The 20909-nt window shown below is 48.4% G+C and carries 13 protein-coding genes; 3 read left to right on the forward strand and 10 right to left on the reverse strand.

Annotation, left to right across the window (positions count from 1 at the left end; all coding sequences use genetic code 11):
• Nucleotides 1–128: 128 nt before the first annotated feature.
• The 3 genes from LQ567_RS02455 to LQ567_RS02465 form a co-directional block, all read right to left on the reverse strand.
• The gene (locus LQ567_RS02455) at nucleotides 129–1754 is read right to left on the reverse strand and encodes a RagB/SusD family nutrient uptake outer membrane protein (protein WP_231002510.1); all 1626 of its coding nucleotides are present in this window, start codon (nucleotides 1752–1754) and stop codon (nucleotides 129–131) included.
• 51 nt (nucleotides 1755–1805) lie between these two features.
• Nucleotides 1806–4820, reverse strand: coding sequence for a SusC/RagA family TonB-linked outer membrane protein (locus LQ567_RS02460; protein WP_231002511.1), 3015 nt, complete (start codon nucleotides 4818–4820; stop codon nucleotides 1806–1808).
• Between the two features lie 702 nt (nucleotides 4821–5522).
• Nucleotides 5523–6395 (reverse strand): AraC family transcriptional regulator, encoded by an 873-nt coding sequence (locus LQ567_RS02465; RefSeq protein WP_231002512.1) that lies wholly within the window; start codon nucleotides 6393–6395, stop codon nucleotides 5523–5525.
• A 241-nt stretch (nucleotides 6396–6636) separates the two neighbouring features.
• Between LQ567_RS02465 and LQ567_RS02470 the strand changes: the two genes are divergently transcribed.
• The gene (locus tag LQ567_RS02470; protein WP_231002513.1) at nucleotides 6637–7371 is read left to right on the forward strand and encodes a DUF481 domain-containing protein; all 735 of its coding nucleotides are present in this window, start codon (nucleotides 6637–6639) and stop codon (nucleotides 7369–7371) included.
• 116 nt (nucleotides 7372–7487) lie between these two features.
• Here the strand turns inward: LQ567_RS02470 and LQ567_RS02475 are convergent, their stop codons facing one another.
• The 7 genes from LQ567_RS02475 to LQ567_RS02505 all read right to left on the reverse strand — a co-directional run bounded on the left by LQ567_RS02475 (nucleotide 7488) and on the right by LQ567_RS02505 (nucleotide 17872).
• Complete coding sequence (locus LQ567_RS02475) at nucleotides 7488–8351, reverse strand: SDR family NAD(P)-dependent oxidoreductase (RefSeq protein ID WP_231002514.1); 864 nt, start codon at nucleotides 8349–8351, stop codon at nucleotides 7488–7490.
• A gap of 801 nt (nucleotides 8352–9152) precedes the next feature.
• Nucleotides 9153–10358, reverse strand: a complete 1206-nt coding sequence (locus tag LQ567_RS02480; RefSeq protein ID WP_231002515.1) for an efflux RND transporter periplasmic adaptor subunit — start codon at nucleotides 10356–10358, stop codon at nucleotides 9153–9155.
• A 9-nt stretch (nucleotides 10359–10367) separates the two neighbouring features.
• Entirely contained in the window at nucleotides 10368–11570 is a 1203-nt protein-coding gene (locus tag LQ567_RS02485) for a TolC family protein (RefSeq protein ID WP_231002516.1), read from the reverse strand.
• A 4-nt stretch (nucleotides 11571–11574) separates the two neighbouring features.
• Nucleotides 11575–14736: an efflux RND transporter permease subunit gene (locus tag LQ567_RS02490; protein WP_231002517.1), complete on the reverse strand. Its 3162-nt coding sequence runs from the start codon at nucleotides 14734–14736 to the stop codon at nucleotides 11575–11577.
• A gap of 163 nt (nucleotides 14737–14899) precedes the next feature.
• The gene (locus LQ567_RS02495) at nucleotides 14900–15220 is read right to left on the reverse strand and encodes a DUF6660 family protein (RefSeq protein WP_231002518.1); all 321 of its coding nucleotides are present in this window, start codon (nucleotides 15218–15220) and stop codon (nucleotides 14900–14902) included.
• A gap of 392 nt (nucleotides 15221–15612) precedes the next feature.
• Nucleotides 15613–16422: a patatin-like phospholipase family protein gene (locus tag LQ567_RS02500; protein WP_231002519.1), complete on the reverse strand. Its 810-nt coding sequence runs from the start codon at nucleotides 16420–16422 to the stop codon at nucleotides 15613–15615.
• Nucleotides 16423–16678: 256 nt separating this feature from the next.
• Nucleotides 16679–17872 carry a hypothetical protein gene (locus LQ567_RS02505; RefSeq protein WP_231002520.1) on the reverse strand — a complete coding sequence of 398 codons (1194 nt, stop codon included), beginning with the start codon at nucleotides 17870–17872 and terminating at the stop codon, nucleotides 16679–16681.
• 251 nt (nucleotides 17873–18123) lie between these two features.
• Between LQ567_RS02505 and LQ567_RS02510 the strand changes: the two genes are divergently transcribed.
• Together LQ567_RS02510 and LQ567_RS02515 are read left to right on the forward strand one after the other, a co-directional pair.
• Complete coding sequence (locus LQ567_RS02510; protein WP_231002521.1) at nucleotides 18124–19965, forward strand: ABC transporter ATP-binding protein; 1842 nt, start codon at nucleotides 18124–18126, stop codon at nucleotides 19963–19965.
• Nucleotides 19966–20270: 305 nt separating this feature from the next.
• Complete coding sequence (locus LQ567_RS02515) at nucleotides 20271–20768, forward strand: DUF3276 family protein (RefSeq protein WP_231002522.1); 498 nt, start codon at nucleotides 20271–20273, stop codon at nucleotides 20766–20768.
• Nucleotides 20769–20909: the final 141 nt, after the last annotated feature.

The following is a 20909-nucleotide window of genomic DNA, read 5'->3' on the forward strand; positions in this document are numbered from 1 at the left end:
AACATCGGCTACTTAAAAACCTCCGGGCGCTTTGCGGCAAACCCGGAGGGGAGAGGAAACCTAAGAAGGTACATTGAACGCCGCCATTTATGAAATCGTTTAATAAACCTCTTTATAAAACCGGAGGGTTACCGCCATAGCGGATGTTGCTGAATGGCGGTATTGGTATTGAGTTCCGATTCAGGAATCGGGAGGTAATAGTGCTTGGCCTGGAAGTATTCGGCACCCTGCTTTTTATTATCGGTAAAGATCTGTTTCATCTGGGCATAAGGATAGGTACGTTTCAGGTCGAAGAAACGGTGACCCTCGAAGAAGAATTCCAGTTCATTTTGTTTGATAACTTCATTCATCAGGGCATCGGCTCCATTCCAGGTTTTGTTTTCGTTAAGACCTGCACGTTTGCGGATACGTTTCAGATCGGCAATGGCATCCGGCAGATTCCCGTTTTTGATACAGGCTTCGGCATGCAGCAGCAATACCTCCGCAAAGCGGAACATCCGGAAATTATTATTCTGATTAGCCTGGTCGTACATACTGTTGGCGCCGGCTACATTTTTATAAAAGTTGGTGAACTTTTTGATCAGGAACCGGCCGGTTTTACCATCGATTACAGGGTAAACAGGCTCACCGCGCTGCCGTTTACCGGAAGCATTGTCCCACATTTTGTCGAAAGACTGGTTGCCAAACCATGCACCATCCGCAATCTTATCATTGTAATCGGAGTATTTCCAAAAAAAGCTGGTGTACATCCGCTTGTCGAAGCGGGTATCGGAGCCCGCAGGACGCTCTTCTGCGATAAAGTCTTTTACCACGGAAGCGCCGGGCATCCATTTAAACCAGGCACCTGTTTCTGCGGGGCCGGCAAAGTTGGGAATTACAAAGCCCTGTGTACAGGTAGCGCATTCGGCACCCCAGCTGCCGGAACCGTATTTGCCGTCGTACTGGAGTTCAAAAACCGACTCTTTGTTCAGCTCGGTGGTCTCTTTAAAATTGTCTTCAAAGTCGTCCGTGAGGTCGTAGGTATATGGAGCACTCAGTAATGCTTTCAGCTCGGTTTCTGCTTCTGTATAACTTTTCATATATACATAGGTCTTACCCAGGAAGGCGATAGCCGCACCCCTGGTTGCTCTTCCGGCTTCTGCGGCGGGTCTTGTAACCGGCAGGTTGTTCTTGGCCGTTTTAAAATCTTCCGCCACCTGTTTCCAAACCGCTGCTTCCGGTGAAGCCGGCTTATTGGAACCATCAGGATCATCGCCTGCAGGAACCAGGCGCAGGGGTACATCGCCAAAGTTAGATGCCAGCAAAAAATAATAGATACCGCGCATGAAGCTGGCTTCCCCGATGAGTTGCTTACGCCGTTCTTCATCCATAGTAACCCTGGATATATTTTTCAGGAACACATTGGCCCGGTTTACGCCGGTATACAGTCTCCCAAATTCGCTTTCGGCCGTACCGGCGGTGTTGGTGAAGTTGGCGTACTCCCAGCTAAATTGTTCTTCTCCGGAAAAGAACCAGATATCATCTGCCCGGTTCATGGTATGCCAGCCGGTGTATCCCCCGTAATAGCCATACATCTGACCCCGGATGGGGGAATAGATGGTAGCGATAGCAGCCTGGGCGTCTGATTCTGTTTTCCAATAGGTTTCTTCAACCGGTAAATTAGGATTTACCCGGTCCAGGAAGCTCGGTTTGCAGCTTCCCAAAGCGAGCAGAAGCGCTGTTGCAACCGACCAGTTTTTTATTGAAGTCTTCATTTATATCGTTTTTAAGAAATAAGAGTTGTTGTGAAAATGTTCATACCGTCTTTAGAAATTCGCCTGGATGCCAAAGATGATGGTGCGGGCCAACGGAAAACGGCCGTGGTCTGTACCGCCGGTCAATGCGCCGGAACCGCCCGAGTTCTGTCCGTCATTTTGTCCAAGGTCGGGTGTGTATCCTTTATATTTTGTGGCGGTAAACAAATTGTCGGCCGCAATATATACCCGTCCGGTCTTCAGGGTGGCTTTGCTTAACCATTGAGCAGGTAACGCATAGCCCAGCTCAATGGTCTTTAAGCGGAAGAAGGCTCCGTCTTCGATCCAGCGATCGCTTACGCGGCGCTTATTGTCATTGGGATCCTGCCGGGTATAACGGGGGATATCAGTATTGGTATTATTCGGCGTCCACGAATTTAACAGGCTGGTAGAATGGTTATTTACTTCATTGGTTGATTCGATCCGTGCCCGGGTATAGTTGTAAATCTTATTGCCATACATGCCGTCAAAGAAAAAGCCCAGATCAATGCCTTTGTACAGGAAATTGCCGCGGATGCCATAGGCCAGTTTAGGGAAGGCGCTGCCTACATACTGACGGTCGTCATTAGTAATGGTGCCGTCTCCGTTGAAATCGATGAACCTGATATCACCGGCTTTTGCATTCGGCTGTATTACGTTGCCTTTGGCATCCTTATACGCCTGCACTTCAGCATCGGATTGAAAGAGTCCATCTGTTTTGATAACCCAGAATCCGCCGATGGGATATCCTACTTTGGCCCAGGTAATGACCCCTTCACCCTGTGGATTGTATCCTTCAAATTGCTGCACATTGCCTACGGTTACGGCGGTTACCTCATTTTTTACAGTGGAAGCATTGGCACCGATATTGTAGGTGAGCTCACCGATCGAGTTGCGGTAGTTGGCTGCAAATTCAAAACCTTTATTGCGGATGGTACCGGCATTCATATAGGGCCGGCCGCCAAGTCCTGCTGATGGTGCCTGGTTAATATACAAGAGGATATTCTTTGTTTCCCGGGTATAATAGTCGGCATTAATGGTGAGTTTATTTTTCAGGAAGGCCAGGTCCAAACCAATATTACTGGTAACGGTTTCTTCCCAGGTAAGGTTTCTTGGAGAAACCCAGTTAATACCGGTGCTGGCGCCCTGCCACCAGGTACCACCCTGGATATAGTTGATGCCGTATACCGCTACACTTTGTGTACTATAGTTGGAAATCTCCTGGTTGCCCAGCTTACCATAGCTGGCGCGGATCTTCAGTTCGTTTACCTTGTCTTTGGCGGCTTCAAAGAATTTTTCGTTCATAAGGTTCCAGCCCAGGGCCACGGAGGGAAATACGCCATAGCGATGCCCTTCTGCAAAGCGCGAGGATCCATCCCGGCGCACCGAGGCGGTGAACAGGTACCGGTTGTCATAGCTGTAGATCAACCGGGAAAACTGAGAGATCAGCGCTGCTTCCTGCAGATTTCCCGAGGTCGTTTGCTGGGTAGGAGATCCTGCATCGATAGCGTCGGTTCCTGCCGGAAGATCGGTGCGACTGGCGCCAAAAGAGCGGATGGCATTTTCCTGTGCAGAATAACCGGCTAAAAAGGAAATATTGTGCTTGCCAAAATCGCGGTCGTAATGCAGGGTATTTTCGGCTAACCACTGGTTATTGGCGCTGGTACCTTCAGACAATGCCGACTTATTAAGGGCACTGCCATATACATAGGCCTCGCTCTTATTGTAGCTACGACCGGTGGTGCGGTTAACCCCTAAGTTGAATTTATATTTTAACCCTTTTAAAAACAGGTCCACTTCAGCATATGCATTCACCAGGATGTCTGTTTGATAATTGTGCCGGTTGTGTAAATTCAGGTAACCTACCGGGTTTTCGAGGTTTTTCATCCATCCGGCATAGGTAGCATAGCCGCCTGTGATGGTTGGATCATATATGGCCAGGAGCGGGTTCTGCCGCAGGATATCGGTGATGGCCATATCCGAAGATTTGAGATCGCCCGATTTTATGAGGAAGGTATTCCCCAGGCGGAAGTGATTATTGAAAAAACTAAACGTATTCTTTGCACGGATGTTAAAAGCTTTATACCCGGTGGTCATAAGGATCCCGTCCTGGTCGAGATAACCGGCGGAAACACTGTAGGTAGACCGTTCGCCACCGCCGGAAACATCCAGGTTGATCTTATTCACCGGTGCTGTGCGAAAGACTTCGTTCTGCCAGTTGGTATTGCTGTTGAAATCTGCTGCCTGCGTGGGCAGATAGCCGTATTCTTTCTGGAACGCCTTCCATTGGGGGGCGTCCATCAGGTCCAGTTTCTTGGTGATGTTCTGCACTCCTGTATAGGCATTTACGCTGATGGTGGGTGGCGCCGCTTTTTTTCCTCCTTTGGTAGTGATGAGCACCACACCATTGGCAGCGCGCGAGCCATAGATCGCAGCCGCAGAAGCATCCTTTAAAACGTTGATCGATTCGATGTCGTTCGGGTCTACCATATTGATATCTCCGTAAACGCCGTCAATCAGGTATAGCGGCGTGTTGGAGCCGAGTGAACTTAACCCGCGGATATTAACGCTCATTCCGGAGCCAGGCTGTCCTCCGGCATTGGATACCGTTACGCCGGCGATACGGCCCTGTAGGGCACCGGCCACGCTCTTGGCTAAATTGGCCTGCAGGTCCTTACCGGTTACGGAAGCAACTGCTCCGGTAAGATCTTTCTTCTTTACGGTACCGTATCCGATCACCACCACTTCATCCATCTGGTTGCTCTCGAGCAGCGATATAGAAATGGCGTTGGCTCCGGTAATGGTGGTTTCCGAGGTTTGCATGCCGGCATAGGAAAACTCAAGGGTTTGTCCCTTGGCGGCATCTAAAATAAAGTTTCCGTTTTGGTCGGTTACGGTTGCGGTTCCCGTTCCTTTTACGGTTACAGTTGCTCCTGGCAGGGGATTGTTATTCTTATCCCGTACCGTTCCTTTGATCTGTAACGCTTGCTGTGCCCACGTAAGGTGGCTAATGGCTCCTAAAAGCAGTATGAGTACTATTTTTTTCATACATATGGCTTGTTTGGTAAAAAAATTAGAGGGTAAAACTAACTGAAACGGCCGCAGGAGTATTTCACAATCGCATCAACTTCATTGAACAATCCGTTCTTTTTATAAAGATGAATAGGGGACTATGGAAACCCGGCATTCATGCGGGAAAGCAGGTATTCTAATGATAAATAAAGTAAGTACAACAGTCGGGTAATACTGGATCAGCGGTGCAGATTTTTTGAGTGGCGGTCTATCCGGTATCTGCTGAAGACCCATTTATTGAACGATTGGTTCATCCGGCTTGAATAATGGGCTCATGTAGTGTGTGCAGCGCTTCTTGGCGTCGTTGTGTAGAATGAGTGCCACGAAGACCGGAAGGCACGAAGAAACACAAAGGGATGGGATCGTTGGGTTGGCTGGCTCTTGGCGCCGTTGCGTGGAATAAGGGCCACAAAGACCGGAAGGCACAAAGAGACACAAAGGGGAGGATCTGTTAAGTTTGTTGGCTCTTGGCGTCGTTGCGTTGAATGAGCGCCACAAAGACCGGAAGGCACGAAGAGACACAAAGGGGAGGATCTGTTAAGTTTGTTGGCTCTTGGCGTCGTTGCGTTGAATGAGCGCCACAAAGACCGGAAGGCACGAAGAAACACAAAGGGATGGGATCGTTGGATTGGCTGGCTCTTGGCGTCGTTGCGTGAAATGAACCGTCCCGGAGACCACTCACACGATCACCTGTTGCTTTTTGAAATTATTACGGAATTCGGCGGGTGTTACGCCTTTTGCTTTTTTAAATACGCGATAAAAATAAGAGATGCTGTTGAAGCCACATTGATCGGCTACATCCTGGATCGCTGCGGTGCCTTTGAGCTTCCGCATGGCAACATTGATCCGGAAATCGAGCAGGTAATCCGTAAAGCTCATGCCGGTTTGGGTTTGCAAAAAACGGGAAAAGGTAGAGCGGCTCATATTGAGCAGGGCAGCAGCGTCGGAGAGCCGGATCATGTCGGTGATATGCTGGCTCACGTAATCCTGGAGCCGGTTGAAGCGTTCGGCGCTCCGGGTTATTTCGGGAGGGGCACCGCTGGAGAGTTCGCGGCAATCCTCGGATTTTGATAACTCGTGCAACAGGATCAGCAAACGCATGACCGAATAAAAACCATCATTTTCCATGGTGATGATGTGCAGCAATGGCTGGATCCTTTCTATGGTGGCCACACCAAAACACAAACCCTTGGCGGCCCGTTCAAAAAGCCGCTGAATGCTCCGGAACTGGTTTTTATTCAGGTATTGTTCGATGAGCTGCGGATGAAACTGGATGGTGATTTCGTGGATATTGGTAAAGCTGCAGCCGCCGTCCTTCCAGGCGTGCTTCAGTTCGGGGTTGGCGATCAGCACCAGGTCTTTTTCACCGATGCTTTCTACAGAATCGCCGATGATGCGCTGCGCACCAGCTGCACCATCTACAAAGTTTAACTCAAATTCCGGATGTACATGCACAGGAAAGGTAAAACTGGATTTACGGCGGTCAAATACAACAAAGCAATCTTTTTCAGACAACGGGGATTTTTCGCGATAAATCTCTGGTACAACCATTTCAACATTTTTACATTCAGTTACCTATGCTCAAATGTAATGCTTTTTAGGAGTTGCACTGTATTCCCGGCGCTTTTGTTGATGTTCATGAATTTAGGAGCCCCCGCAGGGGACGCCGCAGATGGGAATGCTGCTTTCCACGTTCCTTCCCGGAGACGCGGAAAGGAAGACCGTGCTGTTTGCCGCAATGGCTCCGGCAGAAGAGGCTTTATTTAAAAAATTCCGTGTTATTTTCGTAACTATGGGCAGATATTGTTTAACATTATTGTTTTTGTGGATATCGCAGGTGGCTATTGCGCAGTTCAATGATTCGACCCATCATTACCTGAATGCGGGTTTATCGGGTACGCTGAACCAGTCTTCCGGCAGTAAGAACTATCTTTTAAATAACGCGTTAAAATACCGGTTCTATAAACGGAAGTCGGAGCTTAATGCAAATGCCGCCTGGATCTATGGACAAAATAATGACGGCATCACCAATAATGATGTTACCACAGCGCTCGATTTTAATATTTACAGGGATACAGCTTCCCGTTTAAATTACTGGGGTCTTACCGCCTACACTAGCAGTTATTCCTTACGGATCAACGGTCAGTTCCAGGCCGGACTGGGAGGGGCGTATAAGCTGATCGATGACGGATTGTTGTATTTCAGGATCAGTGACGGTATTTTATTTGAACAAAGCGATATCGCACCAACCGATAGTACCCGGGAGCGTTACCATACCTTCCGGAACTCGCTGCGCCTGCAGTTGCGGTGGCATCCCTACCATGCCCTTTCTTTTGAAAGCACTTCATTCTGGCAGCCGTCGTTAAAGAGCATGGATGATTACATCGTTACCTGTCAGCTGGGGCTCAACCTTAAGCTGGTAAAATGGCTTTCTTTATCAACCCGGCTGAACTATAACCGCATTAACCGGACGGGCAAAGAAAACCTGTTGTTTACCTACGGGGTGTTGTTTGAACGTTATTTCTAACCTGGGCTAATTGGTGTTCGCAGCGTTCCCTGCGGGAGACACTGCGGTAACGGAAGGAGCGCTGCACCGCAGTCTCTTGCATCATTGCGCGAAACCCGCACCCCGCTGGTCATCAATTATTGGTATTTGGGATTAAAAAATGATTGACCTGAACTGCCGTCCTTCACCAGGTTGGTGCCGGCTACAGGTTGTTGGAAGTGATAATTTAAAGCGCCGGTGGTACCCACGGTAAGGTCGATGGTGGTTCCGGTAATCCTGGACGCTTTGGCAGAACAAAGAAACACGGCGGCATCTGCAATATCCTGCATCAGCGGTAGTGCTTTTAGCATCGTGTCATTGCGCATATTGCCCAGTACGGCGTTTGATAAAGCCGGATGCATTGCTGCAAAATCGCGGAATACCTTCGAATCCGGTGAACCGGCCGAGCGGATATTGACCACGCGGATGCCGTAGGGACCCAATTCTGAAGCCAGGTTTCTTGAAAAACTTTCGATGGCGCAGCAGGTGGGTCCAAAACCGCCGGTTAACGGGTAACCAATGCCGCCGGGTGTAGCGGTAAGCGAAAGGATTATTCCTGAACGCTGTTGCTGCATGATCCGGGCTGCGGCCGTTGCGGTGATGAAATGGGAGCGCATCGCCCGGTGAATGGGGCGTAGAAAGTCTTCCAGGTCCATTGCACTTAGCGGAATATCCTGGGTGTCCTCAAGCCCGATAAGATTCATTGAAAGATCTACCGTACCGGCTGTTGCTGCAACCTGCAGCAGGTGTTCGTTGACAGATGATTGATCCAATCCATCGACAACGGCCATAGTAGCGTTTCCTCCCGTGTTGCGGATGGCTGTAGCTACTGCCTGTACGGGTGCCTCCCGGTGACCGGTTACAAATACATGTGCGCCTTCCTTTGCAAGGGCATGGGCGATGGTTGCGCCGAGGGAGCCACCAGCGCCATAAATAACTGCATTTTTATTTTGTAGCAACATGGTCTCTTTTTTTAATGAAGTACAAATTTAAACATGCGGCATTGTACTATAATTGATAGATCGGACAATATAAGGGGGTGTTTGCGACATATGGGAGATAGATACCTTGCAGTTCAGTTTTTACTGCTAAAGCGCGCAAAGAGAATAGTGGTGATAGATATATTTGGAGCCCTTGCGAAATCCCTGTGCCCTTGTGGTTGTACTTATCGCAAACAGATGAAAATATTCGGGTCAATACCTTCGCTGGCTGCTCAAAAAATCCTTGCGCTTATTGCGGTTTAGTTTTTATCGCTAAGGGCGCAAAGCGGATAATGGTGATAGATATCTTTGAGATCCTTGCGAAGTCCCTGTGCCCTTGCGGTTGCACTTACTGCAAAGAGCGCGATGAAAACATTCGGGTCAATATACTCGCTGGCTGGTCAAAAAATCCTTGCGTTCAATGCGGTTTGGTTTTTACCGCTGAGGGTGCCAGGAGGATAATGGTAACAGATATCTTTGAGATCCTTGCGAAGTCCCTGTGCCCTTGCGGTTGCACTTACTGCAAAGAGCGCGATGAAAACATTCGGGTCAATATACTCGCCGGCTGCTCAAAAAATCCTTGCGTTCATTGCGGTTTAGTTTTACCGCAAAGCGCACCAGGAGGATGAACGTGATAGCTATCTTCGCTAATCTCGTGAGGTTGTCGTGTCCTTGCGGTTGCGTTTACTGCAACGATCGCAATGGAACTATTCCGGCCGAAACCCTTGCATCCCTTTCGGCTAAAACTGAACTATACGCTGCGCATCATTTACTCCGATGGATTTAATGTGCATGTCCTTCCGTGTTGGTCATTTTTGCCAGCAGGAAGAAGGCTCCCTTTACGGCCACCATCGCACCGGGCGGGATACTGGCCAGCGGGGTGATTTGTGTATAGCCTACATCCGATACCCCGCGGGCCACCGGAACCATCATGAAATGCGTTTCTTCCGCATGCCCTTTTTCATGTTGTGCATGTTCGTCGGCTCCGTGTGCAGGTTTATCGGTTGCTACAATAAAAATATAATCCTTCCCCTGGAAATTGACCAGTGATGCATCCGGAACAGCGGGGGCTGTTTGGGTGTTCAGACTGATATTTGCAGTTACGCCCATTCCATCGATGAGCCCGGTCTTTTCGCCTGTCACCGATGCATGTACGGGTACCGATTTTGTATCTCCCTCAAACGCTGTTCCGATCGAAAACACTTTTGCATCGTATTCCTTACCGGGGTTGTTGGTGAGCGTGAAATGAATGACCTGTCCCACGCTGATCAGCGGCAGGTCTTTTTCATATACGTTCAGGTCGAGGTGAATCTGGGAATTATTCACGATTTCCGCAATAGGGGCACTTACCGTAACATTACTGCCAATTTGTGCCATTACCTTGCTTACCGTACCGCTGATGGGCGAGCGTACCGGCAATGTGGCGGAGAACGAACGGCCGGCACCCATAGCACTAAGTTGCTGCTCAATACCGGCACGCTGGCTGCGCAGTGTTTTTAATTCGGTGCTGGCCCGCTGGTAATTCTTCAGCGGCGCAGCGTTGCCTTTATACAGATCCTGCTGGCGGGTTACTTCCAGCTCAGCGAGCTGTATCTGGGCATTGAGCTGCTGAAGCTGCTGTTGCAGGGGGATCAGGTCCGGATTTACAATGATGGCCAGTACCTGGCCCTTGTTTACAAATGCCCCGGGCCGCACATTTAGGGTGCGTACAACGCCTCCGGATAATGGGGTAACAAAGGCCTTGTTCTCATTGGGTACAGTAAGCATGCCCATCGCCTTTACAGTATTGGACAATTCTTTGTTTTCAATAGGGCCTAACTGCAGCCCGATAGATTTGATCTGGTCCGCCGTCATGGATACACCATCTTCCGCATGGGTTTCTGTTTCGGCGGCTTCCTTTTCTTCAGCGGCCGGTTCCGGCTTGCTGTTACAGGCAAAGAGAAGGCTTACTGTAAATACGATAGATAATATATGGATCTGTTTTAGCATGTGTTTGGATTATTGATGAATGAAATATAGATACTGGATTACGGCCTGGTTATACCGGTTTAATGCATCCAGGTAGTTTTTCTGCATATCTGTTGCCTGGCCCAGGTATTGCGTCAGTTCCATAAAACTGATCTCACCGCCTTTATAGCCGATGGTAGCCGCTTTAATAATGGCATCTGACTGGTGCAGGCCGCTGTCCTCATAATATTGCAGTAAAGCGTTTGCCTGTGCGGTTTCAGTAAGAGCCTGTTGTTTTTGATGCTCCATTTTTTGTGCCTGCCATTCCAGCGTCTTTTGCTGCGCTTCCATTTCTGCCTGTGCTGCAAGCATTTTTTGTTTATTGGCTCCTGCGCTAAAAATCGGGATCCCTACAGAAACAGAAAATCCTGAATACGGATTTTTCATCCCATACAGCGCCTGTGAAAAAAAGCGCCCTGAGAACTCAGGTTTTACGGCGTTTTTTTGCATGCGGATATTGGAGGCGGCGATGGTTATATTTTGCTGCTGAAGTGCCAGCAACGGATGCGACTGGCCGTTTTCCCCGCCGGGAAGCAGCAGTTTCCGCAACGGAGCATCCGGGGGCAGCAGGGATTGGTCTGTGTTCAACAGCAACATCAGCTGTTGTTGCTGTACGCGCATTTCGTTCTGTACCTCTTTTGCCTGTGCCTGCAGCTCTTTAAACCGCATTTCCGCCGCGATCTTTTCAATGCCCGCGGCTTCTCCTTTTTGGTACCGCAGTGTGGCAGCCTGTAACAAGGCACGGTAGGTACTGTCTAGCTGGCTGTATAAATGGTAACGGCCCTGCAGGTACCAAAGCTGATAATAGGCTTTCCGCACGTCTTTTTTTATTTGCACTTCTATAGCAGCGGTATTCATTTCATAATACCGGGCCTGTTCTTTAAAATATTGCTGCCGGGCTTTGTAAACGCCGGGCCATTCCAGGCTCTGGCTCACACCGATCTTTAAAACGCCTTTGGCATTGCCGGGTTGCAGGTCTTCATTTTCCGCAAAGATGCCCGTGTTCGCCAGTCCCTTTGCCGTTTTTGTAAGGGCATTGGCTTTTTTCAGTTCCGCTTTATTTACGTCGTATTCCAGATTGGCACCGGCGGTAGCCAGGGCCTCATCAATGGTGATGCGCTGTGCCGCAACGGGCAGACTTGCCATGCATAACAAGACCAAATAAAGTATATATGGATATAGGATCCGGTTCATGATTTTAATTTTCAGGATTAACAGAAGGGGAGGAGCCTCCCGGTGTGGTACTGCTTCTTGTTTCGCTCCGGTTGAACAACAGGTAGAGACAGGGAAGCACGATCAATGTAAGCAGGGTAGCGGAGATCAGTCCGCCGATCACTACTGTAGCCAGCGGACGCTGCACCTCGGCGCCCGCCCCCTGGCTCAATGCCATGGGCAAAAAACCAAGGGAGGCAACGGCCGCTGTCATGAGTACGGGGCGCAAACGCGTCATAGCCCCGGTGATCACACGCCGGTAGATGTTTTGTTCGCCTTCTGTTTTTAACTGGTTAAACGTACCTACCAGCACGATCCCGTTGAGCACGGCTACTCCAAACAGGGCAATAAAGCCCACACCGGCGGAGATGCTGAAGGGCATACCACGCAAGGCCAGGGCGCAAACGCCGCCAATAGCACTTAATGGAATCGCTGTAAAAATCAGTAAGGCCTGTTTTACGGAATGGAAGGTGAAGTACAATAAGGCAAATATGAGCAGTAAGGCTATCGGAACGGCGATCTGTAAACGGGCCGAGGCCTCTTTGAGATTTTGAAACGTACCGCCGAATGTAGTATAATAACCTGCCGGCAGCTGAAACCGGGGCTGCTTCAGCAATTGCTGGATATCTTCCACTACGCTTTCTACATCCCGGTTGCGTACATTGAACCCGATCACGATCCGGCGTTTGGCGTCTTCCCGCGTGATCTGCGCCGGCCCTTCTTTAAAGGTAACGGCTGCCAGTTCGGAAAGCGGTACCTGGTGGCCGGCCGGTGTTGGAACAAACAGGGAGGCCACGCTTTCGAGTGAGCTGCGGTAGGCACTGTCTACACGCACTACCAGGTCAAATTTCCGTTCGTTCTCAAAGATTACACCGGCGGCCGTACCTGCAAAGGCCGTGGTAACCACATCATTGATGGCGGCAATACTCAACCCATAGCTGGCAATGCGCGCGCGATCGTATTCAATGGTGATCTGGGGCAGGCCGGCGATCCGTTCGATCTGGGGAGACGATACACCCTTTATGCCGCTGATGGCCTTTGAAATGTTCTGTGCCTGTGCCAGCAGCGTGTCCAGGTTCTCTCCAAAGATCTTTACGGCCACATCCTGCTTGATGCCCGTCATCAGTTCATTAAATCGCATTTGAATGGGCTGGCTGGGCTCGGCAATAACGCCGGGTAATGTTTCCAGTTTTTCTTTCATCAGCGCTGCCATTTTTGTATAGTCCTTTGTAGTGGTCCATTCGCTTTTGTCCTTCATCACTACGATCAGGTCTGATGCATTCATAGGCATGGGGTCTGTTGCTACATCTGCGGATCCGGTTTTTCCCACAACCATTTTTACCTCGGGAAATGTCCGCAGTATTTTCTCTGCCTGGAAAGCCGTCTCTATGGTTTGCGCCAGTGAGGTACCCTGCGGCAGTCCGAACTCAATGGCATAATCACCTTCTTCCAGGCTGGGGATAAATTCGCCGCCCATACGTGTGAATAAAAACAGGGCACCCGCAAATAATACCAGGGCAATGGCAACCACGCTTTTCTTAACGCGGAGTGTTTTTTGCAATATCGGGTGATAAAAGCGTTGTAACCGCTGCATCATACGATCGGAAAAGGTTTCCTTCTGCGCGCCGTTTTTTGAAAGAAACAGTGCGCACATCATGGGGATATAGGTCAAAGAAAGCAGCAGGGCTCCCAGGATGGCAAAACTTACCGTTTGTGCCATGGGACGAAACATTTTGCCTTCGATGCCTACCAGGGTAAGAATGGGCAGATAAACAATAAGAATGATGATCTCTCCAAAAGCCGCACTGCTCCTTATTTTAGAAGCAGCCTGGTATACTTCAGAATCCATCTGCTGCTGGGTTAGCCGCTGCATCCGTTTTTTACTGTAGAGATGATGCAGGGTTGCTTCTACAATGATCACGGCACCGTCTACGATCAGCCCGAAATCGATCGCACCAAGGCTCATCAGGTTGGCGCTTACGCCAAAGAGGTTCATCATGCCGAGTGCAAACAGGAGGGAGAGCGGAATAGCGGAAGCTACAATAAGGCCGGCACGCAGGTTTCCCAGGAAAAGCAGCAATACAAAAATCACGATAAGGGCCCCTTCGATCAGATTTTTTTCTACCGTGCCGATAGCCCGGTTCACCAATGCACTGCGATCAAGAAAAGGTTCCACTTCCACATCGGCGGGTAAGGACTGCTGGATGGAGACCATCCGCTCTTTTACCCGCTTTACCACTTCGTTGCTGTTAGCGCCTTTCAGCATCAGCACAATACCGCCCACCACTTCTTTTTCGCCATTATAGGTAAGCGCTCCATAACGGGGTGGTGACCCAAACTGTACGGTGGCCACATCCCGGATCAGCACCGGAATGCCATTGGAAGCGGTTTTGATCACCATGTTCTCAATGTCCCGGAAATCCCGGGCCATGCCAATGCCCCTGATAAAATAGGCATTGGGTTTTTTATCGATATAGGCGCCTCCGGTATTCTGATTGTTTTTTTCAAGAGCGGCCACAACCTCGGGTATAGTAATGTTCATTGCCTGTAACCGGTCCGGGTTCAAACTCACCTCATATTGTTTGGTTATACCACCGAAGCCGCTGATCTCGGCTACGCCTTCAATGCCGGCCAGCTGGCGCGCCACGATCCAGTCCTGCAGCGTCCGCAGGTCCATCGGTGTATACTTTTGTTCGCTGCCTTTTCTGGGATGCAGTACGTACTGGTAGATCTCTCCCAAGCCGGTGGTTACAGGTGCAATGCCCGGGCTGCCCATACCTTCAGGGATCTGCTTTTCGGCATCCTTAAGTTTTTCACCGATGAGCTGGCGGGCAAAATAAATATCTACATTGTCTTTAAACACAATGGTGATTACACTCAATCCAAAACGGGAAAAGGAACGCATCTCTACCACATTGGGCAGGTTTGCCATTACCCGTTCAATGGGGCTGGTTACAAACTGCTCTACCTCCTGGGCGGCCAGGGTAGGCGACTGGGTAATGATCTGCACCTGGTTGTTGGTAATGTCCGGAAGGGCATCGATCGGTAGTTTGCTGGCGCTCCAGATACCCCAGATGATCAACCCGAGTGTACATACGGCAATAACGAGTTTATTCTGTATGCTGAAACGTATGATTTTTTCTAACACATGAATTCGGTTTAATGATAAAAGACGGTAATGCCGTTAGGGCATCCTTAAAACAAGGGGAAACGACGGCGCTGCTGCAACCGGCACAAATGATTGCGCGGCATGCATCTGTATACATACAGAAATAACAAAGGCTTTAGAGAAAATCCGTCGCTAAAAGGAATCAGCAAACAGGTTTGGGAGGCTGCCAGATCCGGGCTTTAAAACCGGCCAGGTACTGATCTGCATAAAGGGCGGTTTTAAAACCGGCAGGAACAATGGCACCGGACGAAACGGCGGGTGCCAGCGGAATTTTTGCTACAACAGAACTGCAGCAATTGCACAAACAAAGTGGTGTGCAATGCTCGGTGGTATGTGTATGACCGGACGCTGTTTGAAGGGCTACTACGTTATCGTCGCCATTGCAGGCATCACCGCCATCCGAACAAGGTACGGCGATAAGCGATAACAGGTAAAACCCAAAAAGAAACAGGAATCCTTTCATTGGTTGCAAAGCTAAATCATCGCAAATTGCTGAACAAATAATCCGCGGGGTTTTAATGTAACCATAGTGCAGAATTCAGCCATCAGCCTTCAGATGGCCCTGTCAGATCTTGAAGTCGGGCGTTTGCTTTGTGGATCTTGTTTTTTGAGATTTGAGATTTGAGAATCGAGACTTCAGATTTGAGATTTGTTTTTTGGTTCTCAGATTTTGCCCTTTTAGAATTTAGGGTTTAGTATTTATTAATTAGAATTTCAAGCACCGGGCTTGCTATTTGCTTTTTTGGATCTTGTTTTTTGAGATTTGAGGTTTGAGAATCGAGACTTCAGATTTGAGATTTGTTTTTTGGTTCTCAGTTTTTACCCTTTTGGAATTTAGGGTTTAGTATTTAGAATTTAAGATTTAGCATTCGGCATTTGCCTCCGGTATCCCTTTTCTTCCAGTACCCGTACAGTATTGGTGTAGGTAATGTCCAGCATCTGTGGGATCCCTCTTTTATCGAAAAGGCTGAATTGTGTCATGCCGGGCGGATCAAAGAACAGATCGCAGGCGTGTGCTTTGGAGTAAACAGATTTACCGATCGCCAGGTGCACTACCCGGTCAAATACTTTGCGGGCGCTTATTTTTTGCATGTCATCGTACATCAATGAATTTACATGCGAACCGATAAGTACATCGCATTTATTATAAATGGGTTCGATGGGGAAATTATTCAGGATGCCTCCGTCCATATATACCTTACTGCCGATGCGGATCGGGGGAAAAATATAAGGGATGCTTGCCGAAGCCAGCAGTGCCTGGAAGAGTTTGCCGTCGGAGAAATATTCCGTTCTGCCATGGGTAATTTCGGTTGCGGCGACATACAAAGGGGTTTTAAGTACGTTAAAATTATCGTCGGGAAAAGACTCTTTAAAGAGCCGTTGCAAAAAGACTGTATTAAAGATGCCGGTGGTACCCAGGCGGAACGAAGACCGGGAGAAAAAAGAGGTCCTGATCACGATCTCTTGCATTTGCTGGGGAGAAAAGCCGGCGGCATAAAAAGCACCGATGATTGCACCCGCACTGCTTCCGGATATGATACCTGGTTTAAGACCATACTCCTCCAGGGCTTTTAATACGCCGATATGTGCCACACCGCGCATGCCGCCACCGGAAAGCGTGAGACCGATGATCTTTTGTTTTTTTCGAAATGAGAAGAGGCTCATAATGGATTAAGGAATATAAAATCTAAAATAAGGAATTTAAAATTTTTGCAGCGAAGATGTTTTCAATGAGACGTTGCCGGCAAGGCATGCGCTTCTTCATTGCGGTTGGGCTTTTACCGCTAAGGTCGCAAGGGGTCCGCAAAGAGCACTATAGGAAGATGACAGGAATTATCCGGATTTCTTTGTGTTCATTGGGGTTGAATTTAAAACTGCAAGGGCGCTATAGCATGTTTTATAAAGTTTGAAACTGCCGGTTTTATTGCTCAAACAATGCAAAACCGCCACCCGTCCAGGTTTTGTCCTTGTTAAAACGTACGCCGATCATTTTACCTTTACTTAACCGCGCCAGGTTATTCACCGGCCGGGGCCGCGGAGCGCCTTCCTCCCAAAAATAAAAAATGCGTATTTCGGATTTAGCTGGTTCATCGGGGGTTTGAATCACCGCCGCATATTCCACTTTTTTCTGCAGGATCCAGTTCTCCGGATCCTTAATAGCACTGATGTCGCCGGGGGTTACGTCGATAACCACGCCCTGACCTGCAAAAGAGAAGAGCGGCTTTAATACATAGTGCTCAAGGTCTTCAGGAATTACTTTTACATCATTCAGAAAGCGGGTTTCCGGTATATTGGGATGCTGGATCATGGGGAGGGTGAATTTGCTGATCCGGTAAAACCAGTTGGGATGGGTAACCCATTCCAGGTCCAGATCTTCAAACAGGACCTTTGCTTTTTCCTGAATGGCGGCGTCCTGCTGTTGCAATTCGTCGAAGATCACCCGGTTATAGATCCGTTTAATACGCGTTTCCTTTCCGTCTTTGAGATAAAACAACTGATTTCCCCTTTTGATCAGCTCGGTAATGCATACCATTTTTATACCCAGGTAGTCTTCCGTGCAATAGAAATCGATATTGGTTTTTTGTTGCTGCGGAAAGATCTCCAGCAGGATCACGTTTTCCGGGTCTTCCCCGGCCACCACGATCTTCCGGAACAATTCCAGGTAGGTGTTCCGGTTTAACCCGCCCAGGTAGGAGGAATATCCCGGCGGAATGCCGAAATGTGCATTGAACACATCATCCAGCAGTACCTCGTAACCAAAGAGGGTGGGGAAGCCCTGCATTTCGATCAGTTGCGGCTCCAGCCCGCCGGAGGCATTCCGGCAAACGCCAAAATCGAAGGCAATAAAATGCGGGTGGGCATTTTCCCCGGGCACCCGGAAATTTTCCGGTATGGCGCGTTCCGTTTTTTCCCTGAAATCCGGTTGTGTCAATACATCCACGATCTGCTCGCAGGCGTCGATCATTTGCCGGGAAAAACTCCGGGGAACAAAAACGGGCGTTTCGGCAATGCGGAACTGTATCGGGGTACGATACCTGTTCAATGCCTGTACAAAACCCTGGAATTTCTCATCGGTAAATGCCGCATTATAAGCCTGTCTGAGTTCCGGAACCATAGTAACAATTTGTGTAAACAAGATACTGTTTTAAATTGAGATTTGAATATTCAGATTTGAGAATTCAGAATCCAGATTTGAGAATCCAGATTCCAGATTCGAGATTTGAGAATCCAGATTTGAGCATCCGGGGTTGGGATACCAGGTATCAGATTTGAGATTTCAGTATTTATATTTTTAGGATTTAGAATTTATGGTTTAGAATTTTGATTTTAGTAATTGTAATTTGAGTTTTCTTTTACTTTGCATCTATGAAGCACTTAGGCGCGCTGGGAAAATATTTCTGGAAGTATCGGGTACGGTTGGGAGCGGGCATTCTGTTTGTGGCATTGTCCAATTATTTTAATGTATTGTCACCTCAGCTGATGCGTTTTATTGTGAATTACGTTGATCAGTCGCTTACCCTTACCGGAAGCAGTCATCTTACGGAAACCCGGGGATATGATGTGCTGGTAAAGAAAATGGTGGAATGGATCACGCAATTCGGCAGCATTGCACAGGTGGTATTGGTTGCCAGTATCATTATATTGATCATGGCGTTGCTGCGGGGCTTTTTTATGTTCCTGATGCGGCAAACCATTATCGTAATGAGCCGGCATATCGAATACGATCAGAAAAACGAAGTGTATACCCAGTATCAGCGCCTGGATAGCCTTTTTTTTAAAAACCACACCACCGGTGACCTGATGAACCGGATTGCTGAAGATGTAAGCCGGGTGCGCATCTTTACCGGGCCGGCGATCATGTATATTGTTAACCTGGTTACGGTAATTGTACTCAGTGTGTTTTTTATGGTGCAAAGCAGCCTGGAACTTACCATCTATGTACTCATTCCACTGCCGGTACTGGCGGTGATCATTTATATTGTAAACAGTAATATTCATAAAAAAAGCGAAAGGATCCAGGCGGCCCTGTCTGACCTCACTACCAATGCGCAGGAATCCTATTCCGGGATCCGGGTAATCAAATCCTTTGTTCAGGAAAATGCGATGTTCCGTTTTTTCGCCATTAACAGTGAGCAGTACCGGAAAAATGCTATTGCGCTGGCAAGGGTAGAAGCCATTTATTTTCCGTCGATCCAGCTGCTGATCGGTATCAGCACGCTGTTTACCATTATGATCGGCGGACTTTATTATATTCATCATGAACACAACATCACGTTGGGAACCATCGTAGAATTTATTGTATATGTAAATATGCTCACCTTCCCGGTAAGCGCCATTGGGTTAACGGCCAGCATGGTTCAGCGGGCAGCGGCATCTCAAAAGCGGCTCAATGAATTCCTGGACATCGTACCGGAAATAAAAAATGAAACAGGCGCCACACCGGTTGCCCTCGACGGAACAATTGCTTTTAATGATGTCAATTTTACCTATCCCGATACCGGGATCCGGGCGTTGCAGCAATTTGACCTGAAGATAAAAAAAGGAGAGAAGATCGCTATCACCGGAAAGACCGGGAGCGGTAAAACAACGATTGCCCAGCTGCTGTTGCGGATGTATGATGCCAACGATGGATCGATCGTTATGCATGACCGGAATATCCGGGATATGGATGTTTTTGCTCTCAGAGAACAGATCAGCTATGTGCCGCAGGATGTGTTTTTGTTCAGCGATACGGTGGAGAACAATATCCGGTTTGGCAAGCCCGGCGCCACCAGGGAAGAGGTGGTTGCGGCAGCCGAAATTGCAGGCGTGGCAGGAGAAATAAACGGATTTGAAAAGGGGTATGATACCCTGATCGGCGAAAGGGGAGTAACCCTTAGTGGCGGTCAAAAACAGCGCATCTCCATTGCGCGGGCGCTGATCAAGGAATCGGCGCTGGTTATTTTTGACGATTCGCTGAGTGCGGTAGATGCAAAAACGGAAAAGGAGATTATGGGACGGCTGAACGCTTACCTGAGTGGGAAAACGGCCATCATCATAACGCACCGGGTCTTTTCGCTGCTTTCCTTTGACCGGATCATCGTATTGGACGAGGGCCGCATTGCTGAACAGGGCTCCCATGAAGCACTGATGAAGATCCCCGATGGGTTTTACGCCCGCCTGTATCAACGGCAGCAAATGGGATTGGGTACTGAAGAAACGGTTTGACCCTTTATGCCGGGTACATTAGCCCTGGAGCCAACAGCTATGTATCGTATACGGTTATAATAAAAAACGCTACGGGTTGTGGGATTGTTTGTGCCGTCCGTTTCCGGTGTTTTAATGGTCTTAAAAAGAAGGATGCGCTCCCGGATCGTATAAAATTTACCAGTAATGGGTCTTATAGATGCCTGATTTTGTGCATATAAAAATTGTTTAAAAAAATATGGTAAAACTTCAATAAATTTAATTTTTATTGAAAACATACATATATTTGTTTGTGTATTAATCTTTATACTTAAAAAAAGAAACACGTGGAGAACGAGCATAACGATCGTAAATTGGAGAGCATCTACAGCAAGAGACTCCGTGCCGGGAAAAGAAGAACCTATTTCTTTGACGTAAGGTCTACGAAGGGGAATGACTATTACCTGACCATTACAGAGAGCCGCAAGCGTTTTGATGATAATGGGTATGACCGTCACAAAGTGTTCCTGTACAAAGAAGATTTTAATAAGTTTTTGAAAGCATTGAATGAGGCGATCGACTATGTGAAAACAGACCTGATGCCCGACTTTAATTTTGATGCATTCAATCATGAAGACTATGATGAAGAAGGCGGGTCTGTAGCCTACCAGCCAGCATCTGTAGCGGCACCTGCAGCCACGCCGGATTTGCCGGAAGAAGAGGCGGCGCCTGCACCGGAAGCAGCGCCTGTTGCCAGTGAAAAAGCCGAGGAGGAGCTGGATACACCCGCTTCGCAGAACGATGCTCCCGCTTCCAGCAATCATGAAGAAGTAGAAAAATGGTAAGAACTTTTTAAGGATAAGAAAAAGCCGCCTCCGGGTGGCTTTTTTTATTCCCACGGTTCTTGCAAGGTATGCGACAGGTGGTGCTTGTTTTACGCTGTGCTGCTACGAAGCAAAGGCGCAGCGGGTTCATTTTAGTATATC

The sequence above is a fragment of the Niabella pedocola genome (assembly GCF_021044425.1).
Taxonomy (GTDB): Bacteria; Bacteroidota; Bacteroidia; order Chitinophagales; family Chitinophagaceae; genus Niabella; species Niabella pedocola.